The sequence below is a fragment of the Paraburkholderia sp. D1E genome (genome assembly GCF_052682275.1).
On the sequence record NZ_JBQYMB010000001.1, the window covers coordinates 9,139,753 to 9,154,697 of the forward strand.

Sequence of the window (14,945 nt, forward strand, 5' to 3'; positions counted from 1 at the left end):
GAAGTGAACACTCACCTCGTCAGGCAGCGAGTTTTCCTTCGAGCGCGAGTTTGGTCTGTTTCAAAGCCGGCGGCAGACCTTGCTGCAATGTGTCAAACAACTCGGCATGCAGCGCGAGTTCGTCGCGCCATGCCGCGTCGTCGACAGAAATCACCTGCTGGAATTGCTCGCGGCTGAAATTCAGGCCACTCCAGTCGATGTCTTCGTAGTGCGGCGACACGCCGAACGCATGTTCTTCACCTTCCGCGTGGCCTTCGATGCGCCTGACCATCCAGCTCAACACGCGCATATTCTCGCCGAAGCCCGGCCAGACGAACTTGCCGTCCGCACCCTTACGGAACCAGTTGACGCAAAAGATTTTCGGCAGCCTGGCGTTCAGTTTCTCGAGGCGCTCACCGGTTTTCAGCCAGTGCCCGAAATAGTCGCTCATGTTGTAGCCGCAGAACGGCAGCATCGCGAACGGGTCACGGCGCACCACGCCCTGCTGCCCTGCGGCGGCCGCGGTCGTTTCCGAGCCCATGGTCGCGGCCATGTACACGCCTTCGACCCAGTTGCGCGCTTCGGTGACGAGCGGCACGGTGGTTGAACGGCGGCCGCCGAAAATGAACGCGTCAATCGCGACGCCCGCCGGGTTTTCCCAGTCGGCATCGATCGACGGACATTGCGAAGCCGGCGCCGTGAAGCGCGCGTTCGGGTGCGCGGCCTTGCGCCCACTCTCTTTCGCGATCGCCGGCGTCCAGTCCTTGCCCTGCCAGTCGATCAGATGCGCGGGCGGTGCGTCGGTCATGCCCTCCCACCAGACGTCGCCGTCATCCGTCAGCGCGACGTTCGTGAAGATGACGTTTTCATTCAGCGTAGCCATCGCGTTGAAGTTGGTCTTTTCGCTCGTGCCTGGCGCGACGCCGAAATAACCCGCTTCCGGATTGATCGCGTACAGGCGGCCGTCCTTACCCGGCTTGATCCACGCAATATCGTCGCCGATCGTGGAAATTTTCCAGCCGTTCAGGCCTTCCGGCGGAATCAGCATCGCGAAATTGGTCTTGCCGCAAGCCGACGGAAACGCCGCCGCGACGTGATGCTTGTGTCCTTGCGGCGACGTCACGCCGAGAACCAGCATGTGTTCGGCGAGCCAGCCTTCGTCGCGACCCATGGTGGATGCGATACGTAGCGCGAAGCACTTCTTGCCGAGCAACGCATTGCCGCCATAGCCCGAGCCGTAGCTCCAGATTTCGCGCGATTCGGGGAAGTGGACAATGTATTTGGTGTCGTTGCACGGCCACGGTACGTCTTTCGCGCCCGCCGCGAGCGGCGCGCCGACCGAATGTACGCACGGCACGAATTCGCCGTCTTCGCCCAGTACCTCGTACACCTTGCGGCCCATGCGCGTCATGATGCGCATGTTGGTCACCACGTATGGGCTGTCGCTCAACTCGACGCCGATGTGCGCGATCGGCGAACCGAGCGGCCCCATCGAGAACGGCACCACGTACATGGTGCGGCCACGCATCGCGCCATCGAACAAGCCGTCGAGCTTCGAGCGCATCTCAGCCGGTTCGATCCAGTTGTTGGTCGGCCCGGCATCTTCACGGCGCTTTGAGCAGATGAATGTGCGGTCTTCCACACGCGCCACGTCCGACGGATCAGACCATGCCAGATAAGAATTCGGACGTTTGGCGGGGTTCAGTTTCTTAAGGGTGCCGGCTTCGACCATCTGGGCGCACAGCCGGTCGTACTCTTCCGGTGAACCGTCGCACCAGACGATCTGGTCGGGCTTGGTCATGGCGGCAACGCGCTGGACCCAGTCGACCAGTTTCCGGTTTTTGACCCACGCGGGCGCTCCTGCAGACGCCTCGACGGTGGGCTGTCCTTCGAATGAGGGATGATTCATCGACCTGTCTCCGTTTTGAAAGCAATAGAAAAACGGTACAAGCCCAGTGACGCTGCATGCGAGAGGCGTTAGGTTCTTCGCGACGACATTCCTACAAGCCGACGCACAATTGTGCAGGTCATCACGGGCCACACAGCGTGTTGCATGGAGGCATCCGCGGACAGTTGTCTGCAACCGTCTGTAAAGCGGCTTGCCTCAACACGCAACAAACTGTTAAAAACGATGTCAATCTGCCTTGCAGTGGCGCTGCCGTTCTATGCGGCAGCTTCTACATTAAGGCATTCAGTCATACCATCATGTGACCTGGGTCACATGATGGGACAGTCAGCATAACACTCCGTTCCGCACCGCTATGGTGCGTCGCAAGACACATACCATGAAGATTGCCATCCTCGACGATTACCAGGACGCTGTCCGCAAGCTCGATTGCTTTCAACTGCTTGCCGACCATGAGGTCAAGGTTTTCAACAACACCGTCCGCGGTCTCGGGCAACTGGCGAGCCGTCTTTCCGAAGTCGACGCTCTCGTCCTGATTCGCGAACGCACCCGTATCAGCTCGCAACTGCTCGACAAGTTGCCGCATTTGCGCATGATCAGTCAGACCGGCAAAGTTTCCAGCCATATCGATCTGGCCGCCTGTACCGAGCGCGGCATTGCCGTGCTGGAAGGCAGCGGCTCGCCGACCGCACCGGCCGAACTGACCTGGGCCCTCATCATGGCGGCTCAACGGCGGATTCCGCAATACGTAGCAAACCTTAAGCAAGGGGCCTGGCAGCAATCCGGTTTGAAGACGTCGGCACTGCCGCCGAACTTCGGTCTGGGTCAGGTGTTGCGCGGTCAGACGCTGGGAATTTGGGGTTACGGCAAGATCGGACGGCTGCTTGCGGGATACGGCAAGGCGTTTGGCATGAACGTGCTGATCTGGGGCCGCGAGCATTCGCGCGAAGCCGCGCGCGCGGAGGGATATAGCGTGGCCGAGAGCCGCGAGGCGCTGTTCGAGCAGAGCGACGTGTTGTCGTTGCACCTGCGTCTGCATGACGACACGCGCGGCATCGTCAAGGAGGAAGACCTGATGCGGATGAAGCCGACCGCATTACTCGTGAACACGAGCCGGGCCGAACTGCTCGACGAAAACGCCCTGGTGAACGCGCTGTCGCACAACCGTCCGGGGATGGTCGCGATCGATGTCTATGAGAGCGAGCCGATTCTGCAGGGCTACAGCCTGCTGCGCATGGAGAACGTGATCTGCACGCCGCACATCGGCTACGTGGAGCGCGAGAGCTACGAGTTGTATTTCACCGCGGCATTCCAGAACATTCTGGCTTTCGACGCCGGCGATACCTCCAGTACAGCGAATCCGGAAGCGTTGCAGGGCGGGCGTCGGCGGTAATCTGTGGCGTTGGTTAAGCGACCGCGTTAATCCCTCGCGGTTGTTTCGGCTTCAATCTGCGCGCCGATCTGGTTGGCGCGTGGCCTGCGCGCCGCGCAATGCTTTTAGAAGCCGCGCCGCACCGTTAGTCACATTCACCTCAGCGCGCTTCGTGCGCGCCGGCTTCCAGCAGATCAGGCATGCGTTCCAGAAAGACCTCACCATCGGCACGGCCGAGGTTGTACGCGTGCACCATCTGCGATGGGCTCGTGTAATCCCAACTCGAAATCGGCACCTTGCGCGACGGCTGCACGTAGAGCCGTTGCTGCACGCCATGCGGCACGACGAACATCTGCGGCCGCGGATAAAGACGCGTGACCATCACCAGCACGTTGCCGGGTGCATCGGCGTCGAGCGCGCCGACCGGCACGTTGTCGACCATTCCGCCATCCAGCACCGGCCGCCCATTGCGCCGCAAAACCGGCGTGAACGGCGGCGTACTCGACGATTGCAGAATCAGATCGGCGAGATCCTCGACCGTCGCACAATCCTGCGCGCGAACGAATTCCGGATGAAAACCGAGCGTCTGACCGAGCGTCGGATGCAGCGTCTTGCGCACGTATTTCTCGATGTTGTACGCAATCAGGCCCGCAGCGACGGCGCTTCGCGCGCCAAGCCAGCGCGGCAGGTGCGATACGCCGATGCGGATTTCTGGCGCGTCGGCGAGCGTCGAGAACTTGTCGCCGTAGATGTCGAGCAGCGCCTGCCGGTAGATCCGGTAATGTGGAAACACCGATTCGCCACGCAGCAGATTGCCCCAGTACGCGTTGCGGGTGTTGTGACGCAGTGCTTCTTCGTAATAGCGCATGACCCAGTCGGAATCGCGCGTGTAGAGCATGCACGCGGTGGCAGCACCGGCCGAAATGCTGGTGATGACACGCGGCCGGATATCCAGCGCCGGCTGCGCCACGTCCCAGAACCCCGCCTGCCACCAGCAGCGATTGCCACCGCCGGCGAATACGACCTGATCGAACATCTTGGCTTTTTCCTCTATTGCGGCTTGCGAGCCAACTTCAAGTCTCGGGTTTCAGTCGAGCAGCGCGTAGGTGGTGGTGGCGTGCACCGCCATGTTGCCGGCTTCGTCGAATAATTCGACTTCGCCAAACACGAGATTGCGGCCCATGCGCAGCACGCGCGCGGTGATCAGCACGTCGCCGTTACGGACCGCACGCATGAAACTGATGTTGAGCGACACCGTGCTCATCGGCTTGAAACCGCCGAGCGCAGCCGAAATCGCGACGATCATTGCCGTGTCGGCGGCCGCCATAAAGACCTGCCCGCAGATCACGCCGCCCGAGTGGCGCAGCCCGCCGGAGAACGGCAGGCGCAAAGTCGCACTCTCTTCGTCGACCTTGACCGGGGTCAGCGTGAGCGAGCGGACCCAAGGCGCGAGGATGCGGTCGAGCAGCTCGATAATTTCTTTGTCATCCATGGCGGTCCCCGGTCGAAAGCCGCGCGACGCTTCGCGCGGCAGATGTCCGCGACATGATACCGGGACGGTGAGCCGCGCGCCTTTCCGGTGTCTGACGGCAGGCAGATCGGGCTTTGGGTCGCCTCCCTGCCCAGATTTTTTAAGAAATCTGCTAAAGGGGGTTGGCAATCCTGGAAAGTTTCGGCATAATTTCGCTTCTGTTTGGGGCGTTAGCTCAGCTGGTAGAGCAGCGGACTCTTAATCCGTAGGTCGACAGTTCGAATCTGTCACGCCCCACCAAAGATTCAACAAAAAGCCCGGTCCTTGCGACTGGGCTTTTTGCTTTGCGCCTTTGCGGCACGGGTGCCATGTGGGCACGCCGACTCCGTATCTCCCGCATGCCATCGGGATCCACGATTCGAAGCGCCGGAGCCTCACCATGTCCAAATCAAAACTCGCCCCCGCCGATCTGGCCAACCCGCTCTCCGAAGAAGAGTTCGACGAACTCGATGAGTTTCTGATTTCCGATCTGACCTCAGACGAGACGCTGACGATCGAGGGGCTCGACGGTTATCTGACCGCGATGGCCATCGGGCCGACTACCGTGCCGCCCAGTTACTGGCTGCCGGGCGTCTGGGGGCCCAGCGAGAGTGACGCGCCTGCGTTCGAAACGATGGATCAGGCGCAGCACATCCTCGGGCTGATCTTGCGGAACATGAACGGCATCATTACCTGCCTGGAAGATGACCCCGATGAGTTCGAGCCGGTGTTTGGCTTCAGCCAAGTTGACGATAGTGAACGCGAATACATCGACGGCGAAGCGTGGGCTTTCGGCTTCATGCAGGGCCTCGCTGTAGTTCGGGCAGATTGGCAAGCGCTGTTCGATAGCGAGCAGGGTCGGGCATGGCTGGATCCGCTACACCTGATGGGCTCCGAGGAGCTGACGCCGGAAGAGGCGCAGTTGGTCGACACGCCAGAACAGCGTGAAGCCCTCACCAAGCAGATTCCCGCCAGCATCGCCGCGATCTATCGCTTCTGGCTCCCCCACCGTCAGGCCGTCCACGAGCAGAAGCTCGCCGCGATGCAGCGCACCGAGCCGAAGGTGGGACGCAACGACCCGTGTCCTTGCGGCAGCGGCAAGAAATTCAAGAAGTGCTGCGGCGACGCGGCGACGCTTCACTGAAAGTCATTTCCTTCAATACACCCCACCCTACTGCCCGATACCGTTGAGCGTCGCAAATCCTGCGCACTCACGTATCGAGGCATCAGATGACCATTTTACTCTCCATGGCCGCCTTCGCATTGGCCTCGTCGATTTCTCCCGGGCCGGTCAATGTCGTCGCGCTGAGTGCCGGCGCACAACATGGATTCACTGCGAGCATGCGGCATGTGACCGGCGCAACCGTCGGATTCACGTTGTTGCTGTTGCTCATCGGTCTGGGTCTGCATGAGTTGCTCGCGCACTTCCCCAATCTGATCAACATCGTCAAATGGGCCGGCGTCGGGTTTCTGCTTTACATGGCCTGCAAACTCGCCATCGATGACGGCAAGCTCGGCGCGGACAAACCCACTCGCGGGCCATCGTTCGCATACGGCGCGGCGATGCAGTGGCTTAATCCGAAAGCATGGCTCGCGTCATTAGCCGGCATGGGCGCCTACGCGGCCGATGGCGGCGGCCGGCTCGTCTGGCAATTCACCGTCGTGTACTTTGTGGTTTGCTATCTGTCGATTGCCTGCTGGGCGTATGCCGGCACGTTCCTGCGTCGATACCTGCAGGAGCCCAAGCGCGTGAGGTTTTTCAATCGTGCGATGGCGGCTTTGCTCGCGGCCAGCGCGCTGTATCTGCTGATCGCGTGACGCGCGCAGCAGGACGCGCTCACGAGGCGCAACCGCTACTTCAGCTACATTGCCCGACGCCATCGTCAGCAGTTGTTTGACGGTCGAGTGAAATGCGCCTGGTCGGCAGAGCCAGGCTCAACTCCGATACTGCCCCGGCGTCGCCGCGACCAGCCGCTTGAAGGTCCGCTGCAAATGCGCCTGATCGGCAAAGCCCGCATCGAGCGCGACGTCTGCTATCGGGTAGCCGCGCCGCAGTTGTGCGCGGCTGTACTGAATGCGTCGGTTGATCAGATACGCGTGCGGCGTCATGCCATGACGCTGCTTGAACGCGCGGATCAGGTGCGAGGCGGAAAGCCCAGCCGCCTCGCAGACATCCTCCAGCTTCAGCGGACGCGTGCAGTTTTCAGCGATGAATTCCGCGGCTCGCGCGAGTTGGCCGCTTGCGTCATCATCCGGCAAGGGCGCCGGATTCAGCTTCTGTTGCACTTCCGAGAAGAAAGTTAGCGCGGCGCTTTCCTTGCGCATGAGCTCGCTGTCGTCGTCGACGAGGACCGCGTAAAGACGGTTCAAACCGTCGAACAACGCCGGGTCCGCCGTCATGGTCTGCGAGAAAGCGCGAAACGCGTGGTTGTCGCTAAAACCCAGGTCGTGTTGCAGACCCGTGAGCCAATCAACCTCCACATGCAGCATCCGATACGACCAGCGCGCGTCGGCGACCGGGTTACACGCGTGCACGTCGTCCGGATTCATCATCACGACTGCCCCGGCGCCGATCCATTCACTCGCGTGACGATTCACGTACACGCTATGCCCGCCGGTAACGGCGCCGATCGAAAACGTCTCGTGCGAGTGTTTGGCATAGCAGACTTCGCGGCCGTCTTGGATAGAACGCGCCTCGATGAACGGCAACGCTTCATCGCGCCAGAACTTCGGCGCTGCAGCGGTCACCGCTGAATCACTGCAGTCATTCGTCCCGCTCATCGTGTGCTCCTCGGTCATGCGCCTTATCCTACCGCAACGCTGGACCCGCCGAACACAGCCCGTAACACGATCAATAAGTTACTTCGCCGTCACATCGATATTGCCGAGATACTTCGTCGCCAGCGTCTTCACCGTGCCGTCGGCCTGAACCTTCGCAATCGCCGCGTTCAGCTGGTCACGCAGTGCGGTGTCGCCCTTGCGAATCCCGTACGCAATGCCACTGCCGAGGATCTTGTCATCGCGCACCGGCTGACCGACGAACGCGTAGTCCTTGCCGCTAGGCTTCGACAGAAAACCCGTCTGTCCAGCCGGCGCCAGAACGAGCGTTGCGTCGAGTCGACCTGCGACCAGATCCGTATAAACCTGGTTCTGGTCCTGATATGGCACGACGGTGACGCCCGCCGGTTCCCAATGCGCCTTTGCAAAGGTTTCCTGAATCGACGCCTGCAACACGCCGACGCGTTTGCCCTTCAACGAAGCCGGCGTGGGCAGCAAACCGCTGTCGCGTTTCGCAATCAACTGCGTCGGCACGCGATACACGACGGTCGTGAAATCGATCGCCTGACGGCGCTGTTCGGTGGCATTCATCGCCGAATTGATTGCGTCGAACTTGCGACCCTGTAGCGCCGGAATCAGGCCGTCGAATGAGGTTTCAACCCATTTGCACGTCATATGCGCAGCAACGCAGACGGCATTGCCGACGTCGATGTCGAGACCCTGCAGTTCACCGTTCGGCCCTTTCGATTCGAACGGCGGATACTGCGCCTCGAGTCCAAAACGCAGCGTTGCGGGTTCGGCAGCGATCGCGACAGACGATGCGGCAATCGACGCGACTGCGCAGGCCAGCGCCAATAGAGGCTTGAGCAACTTCATAACAGGTCCCTTTTTCTTCGATATTGTTGTAACGCAGCATGCAGCGCACCGATGCATAAGGACGTACGACGTAACGACGCGACGATCATACTGCGATCAAAAATGCTGCCGGTTCACGCCGCCGTTGATCTGATCGCGTCCCTCTGCGATCAGGTCAGGTCTTCATGCGTTCGCCGGGAAAAACTCGCACAACCGGCGAATCAGATTTCGCACAAACGCCGCGCACCTTCGATCAAGGTCGCGTCGTCCTTCGAAAAGCTCAGGCGGATCAAGCCGGAATCCGTGCCGTCGGTATAGAACGCCGACAGCGGAATCGTCGCGACGCGCGCATCGCGAATCAGGCGCAGCACGAAATCGCTATCGCTTTCCTCCGAGAAACCGCGAAAACGCGCAAGCATGAAGAAGCTGCCTTCGCTCGGCAACAACTCGAAGCGCGACTCGCGCAGCGCATGCGCGAGCAGATCGCGCTTCTTCTGATAGAACGCGGACAGGCCGAGATAGCTCTCGCGATTGGCCAATGCATCGACAAACGCGTACTGCATCGGCGTATCGGCGGAAAACACCATGAACTGATGGACTTTGCGAATCTCGTCCATCAGCGCGGCGGGCGCGAGGCAATAGCCGATGCGCCAACCGGTTACGTGATACGACTTACCAAACGACGACACGATCACGCTGCGCTCCGCAAGTTCGGAATCGCACGCCATGCTCTGATGTTTGGCGCCGTCGAACACAACGTGTTCGTAGACTTCGTCGGCGAGAACCACGATGTCGGTGTTTCGCGTCACGGCCTTCAGACGCGCGATATCGGCCTCGCTGAACACCGTCGCGGTCGGGTTGTGCGGTGTGTTGATGATGATCATGCGCGTCTTCGGCGTGATCGCGGCAGCGACCTCGTCCCAGTCCACGCGGAAATCGCTCAATGAAAGTTTGATCGGGATCGGCGTTGCGCCTTGCAGGCGAACGATCGGGCCGTAGCTGTCGAATGACGGTTCGAAGTAGATGACTTCGTCGCCCGGGTGTACCAAGGCGCTGATCGTCGAATACAGGCCTTCGCTGGCGCTGGCGATCACGGTGACTTCGCTCGACGGGTCGTAGCGCACGCCGTACAGCGTCTCGACCTTGTCGGCGAGCGCTTCGCGCAGGGCGGCGATGCCGGCCATCGGCGCGTACTGGTTATGACCGGCGCGCATGGCTTGCGCGACACCGTCGATCAGTTTCGCGTCCGGCGCGAAATTCGGCGCACCTTGCGACAGGTTCAGCGCATCGTGTTGCGCGGCCAGTTGACCGATCACGGTAAAAATCGTCGTGCCTACGTCAGGCAGTTTCGAGCGGGCTTGCATGGCGCTCTGCATAAGGCTTTCTCCCTTTCTCCATCCGGCAGCGGATTCGCGGACTGCCCACTGCGCGGCGGTCCCATCCGGTTCGATGATTAGGCATCAGCCAAAGAACCGTCACAATCGAAACTTTGTCATGCGCGGCATGCGTTTACGTCATGGCTCGCGCAATACCGTGCTGGAGCAGGCTAAGGCAATGAAATCGGGGGTTTAGCGGGAGAAAGGCAGCCGAGCGGTGAGCGCGGAAAACAGCCGAGGTATGACGTAATGTGATGCGCGACGGCGATGCGGAGTTGTGATTCGCTGCGACGATACTCAGCGGTGATGCAGACCAACCCGGCTGCGACCAGGCGGTCGCAGCCGTCAAAGCAAACTAGTCAGCGATCACGCGTCGTCCATCATGCGGACTTTGACCTTCTTGCCCTTCACCTTGCCGCCACTGAGCTTGCGCAATGCGTCGCGCGCGACGCTGCGCTCCACGGCCACATAGGTCGACATTTCGGTCACGTTGATCTTGCCGATCTGCGAACCGGCGAAACCTGCTTCGCCGGTCAGCGCGCCGAGCACATCGCCCGGACGGATCTTTTCCTTGCGGCCACCGAGAATCTGCAGCGTTTCCATCGGCGGCAGCAGCCGCTCGTTGCTCGCGGGCTTGAGATCGGCCAGCTTGTGCCACTCGACTTCACGCTTCTGCGCCTGTTCGAGACTGCCCACGCGGCCCATCTCGTTCATGCTGGCGAGACTGAGCGCCCAGCCTTCCTGATCGGCGCGGCCCGTGCGGCCAATGCGGTGCACGTGCACTTCCGGATCCGGCGTCACGTCGACGTTGATCACCGCTTCGAGCTCCGCGATGTCCAGACCGCGCGAGGCGACATCGGTGGCAACCAGCACCGAGCAACTGCGGTTCGCGAACTGGATCAGCACCTGATCGCGTTCACGCTGATCGAGTTCGCCATGCAGCGCGAGCGCATGAAAACCCTGCGCGCGCAGCACGTCGAGCAGATCGCGGCATTGCTGCTTGGTATTGCAGAACGCCAGTGTGCTCACCGGACGATAGTGATTCAGCAACAGACCGACGGCATGCAGACGCTGGTCTTCGGTCACTTCATAGAAGCGCTGACGAATCTTGGTGTTGTCGTGCCGCTCGGCGAGCTTCACTTCCTTCGGATTACGCAGGAATTGCTGGCTGAGTTTGACGATGCCTTCAGGGTACGTCGCCGAGAACAGCAACGTTTGACGCTCTTTCGGGCATTGCTTCACGACCGTCGCGATATCGTCGAAGAAACCCATGTCGAGCATGCGATCGGCTTCATCGAGTACCAGCGTGTTGAGCCCCTGCAAGGGCAGACTGCCGCGCTCGAGGTGATCCATGATCCGGCCCGGCGTGCCGACCACGATGTGCGCACCGTGTTCGAGGCTGGCGGTTTGCGGACGCATCGGCGTGCCGCCGCACAACGTCAGCACCTTGATGTTTTCTTCGGCACGCGCCAGACGGCGGATTTCCTGCGTGACCTGGTCGGCGAGTTCGCGCGTCGGGCACAGCACCATCGCCTGCACGGCGAAGTTGCGCACGTCGAGGCGGTTGAGCAGCGCCAGCGAAAACGCCGCAGTCTTGCCGCTGCCGGTTTTCGCCTGGGCGATCAGATCGTTGCCGGCCAGCGCGATCGGCAAACTCGCTGCCTGAATCGGCGTCATCTCGACATAGCCGAGCTGCGTCAGATTGGCGAGCGTCGCGGGGGGGAGCGGTAGCTGGCTAAACGGCGCGCCGGCTGGTGTGGGACTGTTCATAGAGTGGTGGCTCGCTATCGACTGAAGGGGCTGAAGAGACTGAAGACCAGGAACTAATCGGCCATGGGGCCGGTTGCGGGACGGCCTTCGATCTGCTCGTACAGCACTGATCCATCTTCCGCGTCGAAGCGTTCGACGTAATTGCGCGCGCCGCACATCGGGCAACGGAACAGAAGCCCCTGCCCTTCATTCTTGATGACGACGTCCGACATCTCCCACTGCTCGCCGCAGGGCTGATTTCTACAGGTAAACACGTTGAGTCTCCAACTGGATTCGATTGTTTATTGAGTGGGCTGGATAAATGGCCCAGCCTTGAATGCTGTCACTGCCGTGGTCAGCGCCGCCGCCAATACGGGCGCAGCGCTTCAACCCAGATGCGTATGCCGCACACGCGCTGCGCCGACGTCCATTTCGGTGAGGCCCTGGACGATGCCGCAGTCTTCAACGGCCTGTTCACCGTGGCATTGCTCGCGCAGCGTGGTGAGTTGCACTTTCAGCTGCTTCAATTCGTCGATACGCGTATCGACGTGCGCAATGTGCTCGTCGATCAGGGCATTGATGCCGCCGCAGCCGTCCGCCGGCGCGTCCGTCAGACGCAGCAACGCACGGATTTCGTCGTGGGTCATATCGAGCGCACGGCAATTGCGGATGAAGCGCAGGCGCTCGACGTGCCTCACCGAATAGCTGCGGTAATTCGCCTCGGTGCGCTCCGCTTCGGGCAACAGGCCCTCTTTTTCGTAGAAACGGATGGTTTCGGTCGTGCAATGGGCAATTTTCGCCAGTTCGCCGATTTTCATGGACCCTCCGGATTGCGGCCTTGACCTTGTAGTGGCTTCAAGGTGTTTACTAGACCACAAATCGAACCAGGAAGCCACCCATGCCTCACGCGAACCAAGCCGAAGCAGACCGTCCGGAACGGGCCAAAGCGTGTGCCCACGGGCACGAAGGGCATGCCCACGAGCGTGCCGATGAAAACGCCGATGGTCATGGCCATAGCGAATCCTGCAGTCACGACCACGAAGCGCGCGGTCAGGACCCGGACCACGAGCACGCTGAAAGCTGCAACCCTGGCCCTAAAGCGCACGCTCAAGCACACCGCGAAAGCTGCGGTCACGAGCATCAAGCGCGCGACCACCGCCGTGAACACGCCCACGGTCACGCCGAAGCAGGCTGCTGCGGAACGGCGCACGCGGCAGCCGCGCCGGTCAAGCTCCCGCAATCCGAAGCTGTCGGCAGCGACCGGCGCACCGCGATCCGCATCATGCAGATGGACTGTCCGACCGAAGAAGCGCTGATCCGCAAGAAATTCAGCCGCATGCCCAGCGTGCGCAGCATGGACTTCAACCTGATGCAGCGCGTGCTGATCGTCGTCCACACGCCGGACGCCCTCGACTCGATCCTCGCCGCGATCCGTTCGCTCGGCTTCACGCCTGAACTGGCAGACGCGAACCCGGACACCGCAGCCGCCGTCCCCCATGCACCGCCCAAGCCGTGGTGGCCGCTGGCGCTCGCCGGCCTTGCTGCGGTGGGCTCAGAGGCCGCCGGCTGGCTTGGCGCCCCCGTATGGCTGGCAGCGGGTCTGGCGATCCTGGCGATCGTCTCCTGCGGCCTCACGACGTACAGAAAGGGCTGGGTTGCGATCCGGAACGGCAATCTGAACATCAACGCCCTGATGAGCATTGCGGTGACCGGCGCGCTGATCCTGCAGCAGTGGCCGGAAGCCGCGATGGTGATGGTGCTCTTCACGATCGCTGAACTGATCGAAGCGAAGTCGCTCGACCGCGCCCGCAATGCCATCCAGGGGCTGATGCAGCTCACGCCCGAACAGGCCTGCGTGCAGCAAGCCGACGGCAGCTGGCGGCCCACGGACCTCAAGGCAATCTCGCTCGGCGCGGTAGTACGCGTGAAGCCGGGTGAACGGATTGCGCTCGACGGCGAAATCGTCGCGGGCCGCTCGAGCGTCGACCAGGCGCCGATCACTGGCGAAAGCCTGCCGGTCGACAAGGCCGTGGGCGACGCGGTGTTTGCCGGCACGATCAACCAGGCCGGCTCGTTCGACTATCGCGTCACCGCTGCGGCCAGCAATACGACGCTCGCGCGCATCATTCACGCGGTCGAAGAAGCACAAGGCACCAAAGCGCCGACGCAGCGTTTCGTCGATCAGTTCGCGCGCATCTATACGCCGATCGTGTTCGCTGCCGCACTCGCCGTGGCGGTGTTGCCGCCGCTGCTCTTTGGCGGACAGTGGCACGAATGGGTCTACAAGGCGCTCGTGATGCTGGTGATCGCCTGTCCTTGCGCACTGGTGATCTCGACGCCGGTGACGATTGTCAGCGGCCTAGCCGCTGCCGCCCGCAAAGGCATCCTGATCAAAGGCGGCGCCTACCTCGAGCAGGGTCGCAAGCTAAGCTGGCTCGCGCTCGACAAGACCGGCACGATCACGCACGGCAAGCCGGTGCAAACCGAGTTCGAAATACTGGCCGAGGTCGACGTCGTTCATTGCAGGACACTCGCGGCGGGCCTTGCGGGTCGCTCGGACCATCCCGTGTCGATGGCGATTGCGGCCGCGGCGAAAAACGAAAGCGTCGCGAGTGCCACGGTCGAGGCGTTCGAGGCACTGGCGGGCCGCGGCGTGCGCGGCGAAATCGACGGCTCGCCGTATTGGCTCGGCAATCATCGGCTGGTCGAAGAACTCGGCCGCTGCTCGACGTCGCTCGAGGCGCGACTGGATGCGCTCGAGCGGCAAGGCAAAACCGTCGTGATGCTGGTGGATGCCGAACGCGTGCTCGCGCTGTTCGCTGTCGCCGATACGGTGAAGGACACGAGCCGCGCCGCCATCGCCGATTTACAGCGCCTCGGCGTGCGTGCCGCCATGCTCACCGGCGACAACCCGCACACGGCTGCTGCGATCGCGCAGCAGGTCGGCATCGACGAAGCACGCGGCAATCAGTTGCCCGAAGACAAGCTGAACGCGGTGGCGCAGTGGTCGCAGGAAGGTGCGACGGTGGGCATGGTTGGCGACGGCATCAACGACGCCCCCGCGCTGGCGCGTGCCGACATCGGCTTCGCGATGGGCGCGATGGGCACCGACACCGCGATCGAAACCGCCGACGTCGCGTTGATGGATGACGATCTGCGCAAGATTCCACAGTTCATCCGTCTGTCGAAGGCGACGCATTCGGTGCTGGTACAGAACATCACGCTGGCGCTGGGCATCAAGAGCGTCTTCCTCGTGCTGACGATGATGGGCTTGGGCACGATGTGGATGGCCGTGTTCGCCGACGTGGGCGCGAGCCTGCTGGTGGTGGCAAATGGCTTGCGGCTGTTGCGCAAATAAGTGCGTGCGGGGCCGCCGCCTGCAAACAGCAGGCCGCCGGCCAGCGTACTTTGTACCAGCAA

At 61.8% G+C, this 14,945-nt stretch carries 13 protein-coding genes and 1 tRNA gene; 5 read left to right on the forward strand and 9 right to left on the reverse strand.

Translation table 11 applies throughout. The annotated features are described in order from the left end of the window. Nucleotides 1-19: 19 nt before the first annotated feature. Nucleotides 20-1,888 carry a phosphoenolpyruvate carboxykinase (GTP) gene (locus ACUN0E_RS41060; protein WP_445570159.1) on the reverse strand — a complete coding sequence of 623 codons (1,869 nt, stop codon included), beginning with the start codon at nucleotides 1,886-1,888 and terminating at the stop codon, nucleotides 20-22. 376 nt (nucleotides 1,889-2,264) lie between these two features. On the opposite strand from ACUN0E_RS41060, the gene ACUN0E_RS41065 reads away from it, so the two are divergent. Further along, the gene (locus tag ACUN0E_RS41065) at nucleotides 2,265-3,278 is read left to right on the forward strand and encodes a D-2-hydroxyacid dehydrogenase family protein (RefSeq protein ID WP_408236950.1); all 1,014 of its coding nucleotides are present in this window, start codon (nucleotides 2,265-2,267) and stop codon (nucleotides 3,276-3,278) included. A 139-nt stretch (nucleotides 3,279-3,417) separates the two neighbouring features. Here ACUN0E_RS41065 and ACUN0E_RS41070 read toward each other — a convergent pair whose 3' ends face one another. Both ACUN0E_RS41070 and ACUN0E_RS41075 read right to left on the reverse strand, forming a co-directional pair. Beyond that, nucleotides 3,418-4,293 (reverse strand): patatin-like phospholipase family protein, encoded by an 876-nt coding sequence (locus ACUN0E_RS41070; RefSeq protein WP_408236953.1) that lies wholly within the window; start codon nucleotides 4,291-4,293, stop codon nucleotides 3,418-3,420. A gap of 51 nt (nucleotides 4,294-4,344) precedes the next feature. Then, nucleotides 4,345-4,749 carry a PaaI family thioesterase gene (locus ACUN0E_RS41075; protein ID WP_408236956.1) on the reverse strand — a complete coding sequence of 135 codons (405 nt, stop codon included), beginning with the start codon at nucleotides 4,747-4,749 and terminating at the stop codon, nucleotides 4,345-4,347. Nucleotides 4,750-4,952: 203 nt separating this feature from the next. Between ACUN0E_RS41075 and ACUN0E_RS41080 the strand changes: the two genes are divergently transcribed. The 3 genes from ACUN0E_RS41080 (at nucleotide 4,953) to ACUN0E_RS41090 (ending at nucleotide 6,585) form a co-directional block, all read left to right on the forward strand. Continuing rightward, nucleotides 4,953-5,028: transfer RNA gene (locus ACUN0E_RS41080), tRNA-Lys, on the forward strand. 139 nt (nucleotides 5,029-5,167) lie between these two features. Beyond that, on the forward strand, nucleotides 5,168-5,911 hold the full coding sequence (locus tag ACUN0E_RS41085) for a UPF0149 family protein (protein ID WP_445570160.1): 744 nt from the start codon (nucleotides 5,168-5,170) through the stop codon (nucleotides 5,909-5,911). 86 nt (nucleotides 5,912-5,997) lie between these two features. Next, complete coding sequence (locus ACUN0E_RS41090) at nucleotides 5,998-6,585, forward strand: LysE family translocator (RefSeq protein WP_445570161.1); 588 nt, start codon at nucleotides 5,998-6,000, stop codon at nucleotides 6,583-6,585. 117 nt (nucleotides 6,586-6,702) lie between these two features. On the opposite strand, the gene ACUN0E_RS41095 is transcribed toward ACUN0E_RS41090, so the two are convergent. The 6 genes from ACUN0E_RS41095 to cadR form a co-directional block, all read right to left on the reverse strand. Then, nucleotides 6,703-7,548 (reverse strand): AraC family transcriptional regulator, encoded by an 846-nt coding sequence (locus tag ACUN0E_RS41095; protein ID WP_445570162.1) that lies wholly within the window; start codon nucleotides 7,546-7,548, stop codon nucleotides 6,703-6,705. Between the two features lie 78 nt (nucleotides 7,549-7,626). Continuing rightward, the gene (locus ACUN0E_RS41100; RefSeq protein ID WP_445570163.1) at nucleotides 7,627-8,421 is read right to left on the reverse strand and encodes an ABC transporter substrate-binding protein; all 795 of its coding nucleotides are present in this window, start codon (nucleotides 8,419-8,421) and stop codon (nucleotides 7,627-7,629) included. A 200-nt stretch (nucleotides 8,422-8,621) separates the two neighbouring features. Continuing rightward, on the reverse strand, nucleotides 8,622-9,776 hold the full coding sequence (locus tag ACUN0E_RS41105) for a pyridoxal phosphate-dependent aminotransferase (RefSeq protein WP_445570164.1): 1,155 nt from the start codon (nucleotides 9,774-9,776) through the stop codon (nucleotides 8,622-8,624). A 366-nt stretch (nucleotides 9,777-10,142) separates the two neighbouring features. After that, nucleotides 10,143-11,546 (reverse strand): ATP-dependent RNA helicase DbpA, encoded by a 1,404-nt coding sequence (dbpA, locus tag ACUN0E_RS41110; RefSeq protein WP_408236974.1) that lies wholly within the window; start codon nucleotides 11,544-11,546, stop codon nucleotides 10,143-10,145. A gap of 53 nt (nucleotides 11,547-11,599) precedes the next feature. Continuing rightward, nucleotides 11,600-11,800, reverse strand: coding sequence for a hypothetical protein (locus ACUN0E_RS41115; protein ID WP_408236977.1), 201 nt, complete (start codon nucleotides 11,798-11,800; stop codon nucleotides 11,600-11,602). Nucleotides 11,801-11,911: 111 nt separating this feature from the next. Then, nucleotides 11,912-12,343, reverse strand: a complete 432-nt coding sequence (gene cadR, locus ACUN0E_RS41120) for a Cd(II)/Pb(II)-responsive transcriptional regulator (protein WP_408236979.1) — start codon at nucleotides 12,341-12,343, stop codon at nucleotides 11,912-11,914. Between the two features lie 80 nt (nucleotides 12,344-12,423). Here cadR and ACUN0E_RS41125 point away from each other — a divergent pair, with 80 nt between their 5' ends. Further along, nucleotides 12,424-14,883 carry a heavy metal translocating P-type ATPase gene (locus ACUN0E_RS41125; RefSeq protein WP_445570165.1) on the forward strand — a complete coding sequence of 820 codons (2,460 nt, stop codon included), beginning with the start codon at nucleotides 12,424-12,426 and terminating at the stop codon, nucleotides 14,881-14,883. Nucleotides 14,884-14,945: the final 62 nt, after the last annotated feature.